Annotated in this window: 7 protein-coding genes; 1 reads left to right on the forward strand and 6 read right to left on the reverse strand. The window is 44.4% G+C overall.

The annotated features are described in order from the left end of the window. The gene (locus QAI40_RS17160) at nt 1-246 is read left to right on the forward strand and encodes a hypothetical protein (RefSeq protein WP_442875350.1); all 246 of its coding nucleotides are present in this window, start codon (nt 1-3) and stop codon (nt 244-246) included. Here the strand turns inward: QAI40_RS17160 and QAI40_RS05935 are convergent. The 6 genes from QAI40_RS05935 to QAI40_RS05960 all read right to left on the reverse strand — a co-directional run. Then, nucleotides 156-1,505: a glycerate kinase type-2 family protein gene (locus QAI40_RS05935; RefSeq protein WP_299978714.1), complete on the reverse strand. Its 1,350-nt coding sequence runs from the start codon at nt 1,503-1,505 to the stop codon at nt 156-158. The two genes, QAI40_RS17160 and QAI40_RS05935, sit on opposite strands and share 91 nt — an antisense overlap. Next, nucleotides 1,502-2,485: a 2-hydroxyacid dehydrogenase gene (locus QAI40_RS05940; RefSeq protein ID WP_299978711.1), complete on the reverse strand. Its 984-nt coding sequence runs from the start codon at nt 2,483-2,485 to the stop codon at nt 1,502-1,504. The genes QAI40_RS05935 and QAI40_RS05940 overlap by 4 nt, the downstream gene beginning before the upstream one ends. Nucleotides 2,486-2,596: 111 nt before the next feature. After that, the gene (locus QAI40_RS05945) at nt 2,597-3,241 is read right to left on the reverse strand and encodes a cytochrome b/b6 domain-containing protein (RefSeq protein WP_299978708.1); all 645 of its coding nucleotides are present in this window, start codon (nt 3,239-3,241) and stop codon (nt 2,597-2,599) included. Beyond that, nucleotides 3,242-4,873 carry a tetrathionate reductase family octaheme c-type cytochrome gene (locus QAI40_RS05950; protein WP_299978705.1) on the reverse strand — a complete coding sequence of 544 codons (1,632 nt, stop codon included), beginning with the start codon at nt 4,871-4,873 and terminating at the stop codon, nt 3,242-3,244. Nucleotides 4,874-4,972: 99 nt separating this feature from the next. Beyond that, nucleotides 4,973-5,323, reverse strand: coding sequence for a cytochrome c family protein (locus QAI40_RS05955; RefSeq protein ID WP_299978703.1), 351 nt, complete (start codon nt 5,321-5,323; stop codon nt 4,973-4,975). A gap of 43 nt (nt 5,324-5,366) precedes the next feature. Beyond that, nucleotides 5,367-6,419, reverse strand: a 1,053-nt coding sequence (locus QAI40_RS05960) for a rhodanese-like domain-containing protein (RefSeq protein ID WP_304511514.1), incomplete at its 5' end; no start/stop codon positions are given.

The raw sequence follows: 6,419 nt of genomic DNA on the forward strand, positions 1-6,419 counted from the left end.
ATGATATTACAAAAAGAAACCCTTCGAAGCCGCAAAGACGATGTTCCACTTCCGGCAGATTTTTTTCTGGACAGGTTCAACCGTCAGATGAATAAAAGCATAAAAGGCTTTACCCCGGATGATCTTGCCATGCTGGAGGACTATCCTTCCCGGGATCACCGGATCAACATAATCCGCAGGTCCATGACATTGGTGTTGGTGGCCCCTGTTTTGAAAAGATCTGAAATGCGGTCAAAAAATGGGTAGGCATTGTTCTCCTCAAGGAATAGCTCAGGCTTCAGGTCCAGGGCCACAGCCCTTTGGATAGTAGTATGATCGGCAACGGCGCCAGCCGCATCTGTGGGGCCGTCCGTACCGTCCGTGCCTGCACTCAGGATGACGATATGCTCAAGATCTTTTATCCTTATGGCAGAAGCAAGGGCAAATTCCTGGTTGCGGCCGCCTTTCCCTTTCCCTTTCCCTTTTATGGTTACGGTGGTCTCGCCGCCTGACAGGATGCAGGCCGGTGGTTTCAAAGGGTGTCCTGTGGCAAGGATTTCCCGGGCAATGGCAGTATGGACATCTGCCACGTCAGTGGTTTCCCCTTCAATCATGGAAGAAAGAATCTGCGTGTGATATCCCAGTTGTCTTGCTTTTTTTTCAGCGCTTAAAAGTGCGTTGATATTACTTGCGATGGTGGTATGAAAAACGTTTTCAAACACGGGGTCTCCCTGTTTCAAGGTTTCAGGGATAAGGTTTTTGGAACCTTTCTTGAAGTGCTGAAGAACAGTTTTGGGCAGGTGATCTTTTATGCCATAGGTTTCAATGATTTCAAGGCATTGCCCAAAGGTTCCTTTGTCCGCCACAGCAGGCCCTGAAGCGATGATATCAAGGTCGTTGCCCACCACATCGGACAGAACAAGACAAATCATGGGGGCCGGATACACGGTTTGTGCAAGAAGTCCCCCTTTTATTCGGGACAAATGTTTTCTGATGGTATTGATTTCATGAATAGTGGCTCCGCAGCCAAGTAGTATCTTTGTGGTCTTCTGTTTGTTTTCCAGGGTTATCCCATGGGCCGGGAGAGTCATCAACGCGGAACCGCCACCGGAGATCAGGCAGATGACAAGGGTTTTATCATCAGCCTGGCGGGCCATTTTTAAGAGTTTCTCTGCACCGGCAACCCCGTTTGTGTCAGGCACCGGGTGACCGGCCTCGACAATCGCTATCCTTTTCAGATTTTCAATATGGTTATACTTTACAATGACAATTCCAGCAGTTATCCTGTCCTGCAGGATTTCTTCCACGGCACAGGCCATGGATGCCCCGGCCTTTCCCGCGCCAAGAACAATGATCCGTTCGAATTTGTCCAGATTATATGCCTTATTGTTTACCTTGAGAACGTTGTTTTTAAGCCTGCAGCAGCGATGAACACAAATCTTTGGATCTACTGCCCCAAGCCCCTCATTAAAGATATCGACAGCATCTTGTCTCATTTTCTGTAACAGTGAATTTTCAATGGTCACGATTCCAGAACCTCCGGATTGACGATATGGGGTACCTGGCGGTTCCGATAAAATTCGATGATATTCATGGCTGCCAGCACAGACATCTGATTTCTGGCTTCTATCGTGCCCGACCCTACATGGGGAAGAACGCAGACATTTTCCATGAACAACAGGGGATTATCGGGCTGCATGGGTTCAGGGTTTGTCACATCCAGGCCTGCTCCCCAGATATCACCCGCAAGGACGGCCCGGGTCAGGTCTTTTTCATGATGGATAGGTCCTCTGGCGGTATTAATAAAAATTGCTGATGGTTTCATTTTTTTAAAGGCTGAGCAGTTAAAAATTTCTTTTGTCTCTGGTGTCAATGCGCAATGAACCGACAGCACATCACTTTGTGCCAGGAGATCGTCAAGTTCGACATATGTTGCACCCAAAAGTTTTTCCGCTGCTTTATTCCGGGTCCGGTTATGATAAATGATATCCATGTTATAGGCGTTTTTACAGCGCTGGGCCATTTTAATACCGATACGTCCAAGCCCGAATACACCCAGGGTTTTATTTTTCAGTTCAAAGCCAAGATTTCCCGTAGGAGTGAAATATCCCCACCGGCCGTTGATAATGGTTTTATGCAGAAAAAACATTTTCCGTGCAACAGCTATCATCAGGCCGAATGTGATGTCTGCGGTGGCTTCGCTCATGGCATCAGGGGTAAATCCGACAGGAATGCCCAGGCGCGTGGCCGAGGCAATATCAATATTATCATACCCAACGGCAAACTGGGAAATGATCTCAAGGTGGCTGCAGTCATCTAAAAAATGCCGATCAATTCGGTCGGTCAGGGTGCAGAGCAGGGCATGATGGCTCTTTGCCTGTTCAATAAGCTCGACTTGTGTCATGGGGTTTTCTTTTTCCCACATGGTGAGACGAAAACCCTCTTTTTCCAGGAGCCTGATTCCTGCATTCGGGTATAGCCTTGATACCAGTATTTTCTTTTTCATGGGGTTCAGTCCTTTCGGTTATTCACAATGTATCACAACAACTTTAAGGTTAACAGGGTTCAGCATCAGGATTTTGATAAAAAAATACGGGGTCTGAATTCGAAAGCTGGTTTATTCCTTTTTTGTTGCCTGGGTTTCCCAGTCTGCAATTTCAGTGGTTTCGTAAATTTCTTCCCAACCTGTAATCATTCCTGCAATATGGCTGAAAAGGGAATGACCCGTGGTGGTCATATAAAGGTGGATGACCAGAAAATTTAAAAGGAAAAGTGCAACCAGGGTGTGTATGACCGCCAAAACCGATAGGGGCAAAACCTGCGGTATATCGTTATACAGGTAGTATAAAAGACCTGTTGCCATCTGCACGGGCAGCAGCATGGCGGAAATACCAAGATATGCCAGCCGCTGCAAGGGGTTATGCTTAGCACCCTTTGCTTTCTGCACGGGATGGGGCTTGCCCTGAAAAATACCCCAGGAGTAATAGAGAATTACTGAAAACAGCTTTTTTGTTGTGGGAATATATTGTTTCCATTCCCCTGTTGTGAATAGCCAGAATACAAAAAAAGCAAATAGAATCAGCCAGGACAGGCCAACAAAATTATGGATGTTGGCAGCCGTCTGAAAGCCGAACAATTTGTATGTCCCATGAATTTCAAGGCCGGTGACGATCAGGCTGATGATCATAAATGCCTGGAGCCAGTGCCAGAAACGTTCATATCTTGTGTAAAGATAAATTTTGATTGTATTTTTATTTTCCATTTAATTCTCCTTGCCGTTCCGTGTAAAGAACCGTCCCATACCGTGAAGCAATACACCTGCCAGGGCACCAAAAACCGATAGCCATCCAATGGTATCAAACAAGTTTGATCTGTCTCGTCCAGGCATATACAGCCCTGTAATATTGGCAAGCCTGGAGTTTTTCCGGATATGGCATTGGGTACAGTTCAGTGCATTTTCTTTGGGGGCAACCATATGGGTGATGGGAAAAGCATAAGTTGTTTCCACATAATCGAATTCTCCGGAATAGGGGATGCCAATGGCCTTATTGCCGTGTTCAATGGCGTCATTCATATCAAATGTTGTCCAGTACCCGTTTTTTCCTGAAAGCAGGGGTGCCAGAAGTTTTTTATGAATTTTATCATAGGGTTGCTTCCCCCGGTGAATTTTAAACGGAAAAATGCGGGCCTCAGGATCAGTTTTGTCGCCAACCGGATGGCTGACTTTTACAATTTGCCCAGGGTCTATGACATCATCGGCGGTTGTGCTGGTCTGGGATCCATTGGACCAGAAATATTCAGGCGTTACATTCTTTTCCCATTTGAATTCTCCTTTGATGGATTTGTAAGTCTGTTTTCCATAGGGACCCTCTACATGATAAGGTTTGCCATCTTTCATCCTGCCTGCTTTTGACCAGTCCCACCACATCTTTGTGGGATTCACCCTTGCATATTTTGGAATATGACAGGCCTGACAGGAAACCACATCTGTATGGTCGTTCATTTTCGAATCATTTTTATGGGGTTCACTGCTATGGCAGGAGACACAGGTGATTTTGGGAGCCAGATCATCTTCAATCAGGCTTTTTCGTGTTTCAACAGCAGGATTTGTATAAATCCTTCCTGCAATGTTATGATCAACCGTGGTGTGACACCGGGTACACGAAAAATTTTTGCCGTCCGTTCCCATATGCACATCCAGCATCCGGTTCGGCTTTGTTAAAGAGGTGTCAAGATCGCCGTGTTTTACGCCATCACCACCACCACCTTTGAAATGACATTCTCCGCAATTTTTTCTTGTGGGAAAGGTTACCTTGGAAACTGCTTCTTTGATTTCCTGCTGGATATCGGTCACCATTTCTTTGGTGTCAGGATCATCATCTTCTGAGAATGCCTCAATGTCCCCAAGGGCTTCTTCAAAATTAAATCCCGATGAATTGTGGCACTGGAGGCAGTTGACTGTCCCTTGAGACCCTTCCTTATTCCAGGCAGGATGACATGCCAGACAGCTTTTGTCTTCCATGGCATTTCCTGAAATACAAAAATTATTCACAGAATAACCTGCCTTGCCATATCGCATATCGCTTTTGTCTCCAGAGGCGAGCCAGGTCCAGTGAATGGATTTATGGAACTGGGTGGCTGCTTCAGAATGACAGGACAAGCAGGCTTTAGTGATTTCTTCTCCAGATGTGAAATCCTGGTTTAAGGCATCGATCTTTGCATGGTCGACTGTGGTCCAGCGTTTACTGTCTTTCACAGCCTGTTTGGCAAGGGTACGTCCCAATGCTTCTTCTTCGTCAGGGGGAGTTGATGCAAAGACAGCCTGAAAGGATAAAACCAGCGCTGTTATAGCGAGCATAGTCAGGCCGGTCATTATAAAATACCGTTTTTCCATAGACATCTCCATGAGCTTGTTAAATATTCTTAATTCTTAAATTAAAAGGGCGGGGAAAAAATAGCCGCCCTTTTTAATTTTTATCAGTTTTTAGAATTTTTATTTACACTTAGCAGGTGTGGGCGAATCTGATGCATGTTTATAGAAATATGAATAAATGTCAAGGATATCCTTATCAGGAAGTCCTGTCCAGTTATCCTTGCAGCCGAATTCATCAAAATTTTTATTTTCAAAAATTTCTTTCCACTGCCCCATTGTTTTATCTGCAGGGCTTATTTTGGGTGTGGCAGATTCAATCTCGCCGGTTGCCGCACATGCTTTATATACCTTCCGATATGTGTATTTGCCTTTTCTATCGTTGCCGTCCGGTCCTTCAGAGGCAAAAGCCATGGAAAAAGATACAAGTAAAAATACCATCACCATGAGGGCGGTCATATTTTTTTTAAACATGTTAGTTCCTTTATAATTTTATATTTTTTAGTAAACCCTAAAGTTATTTGGGTTTTTTAATTTCAATATTTCCGTCACTTTTAAAATCAATTTCAGCTTCCACATAATAGACATCTTTTAAGGATTCTCTTACGTCTTTGATCATGTAATAAGCTTCTCCACTCCTTGCACCGGTTGGACAAACAAAAACAATGGGTTTGTCATCGGGAAGACCCTTGATTTTGGGTTCAAGATTTTCGATCGGGATATTAACGGCGGTTTTAAAGGACCCTTTTGCAAATTCGTCTGCATCTCTTACGTCAATGAGCATGATGGACTCAGGATTGTTTGCGATAATGGATTTGAATCGTTCAAGATCAATAGACCCTTCAACCTCACCGGCCTGCACCTGCACGGTCTCATTGGAAGCACCATATGTCTTTTTCCATTCAGGATAACCTTTGGCAAATACAGCCACCTTGGTGTATCCCATTTCAAGGGCTTTTGCTGCTGATTTATGGCTTAGTCGGCATTTAAGACCACCGCAATAGAAAATAACCGGGGTATTAAGATCCCTTGGCAGTTTTCCGTTGAGAGCATCAAATTGAGAAAAAGGAATACTGATGGCTGTGGGAATATGTCCTTTGTCAAATTTGGGTTTCTTTGGCCTTGCATCAACAATCACAGTGTTGTTTGCAGCGATCTGTTTTGCCACATGCTCAGCACTGAGAGAACCATAATTTCCTTTCAGGCCGATCCATTCCGGATATCCTTTTGCATATACTTTTACATTTTTATAGCCCAGTTTTTCAGCTTTTTTGGCGGATTTGTGACTGAGTTTGCATTTAACTCCCTCACAATAATAAATCAGGAGAACGTTTTTATCTTTTGGCAGAAGATTCGTTTTTTTATCAAATTGAGAAAATGGAATGCTGATCGCCCCGGGAATATGTCCTTTTATGTATTTGCCCTTGTAAGGCCTTGCATCAACAATCATCACATTTTCAGGCATGGGAACAGTCATGTGTGCTTTTACAAATTTGGCATCCACGATGTCATGAAACATCCATGAGGTGTCTTCGACTGGAGTTGCAGCGGTTTTTACTGTTTTGGTTGC

The organism is Desulfobacula sp. (genome assembly GCF_030611305.1).
Classification (GTDB): domain Bacteria; phylum Desulfobacterota; class Desulfobacteria; order Desulfobacterales; family Desulfobacteraceae; genus Desulfobacula.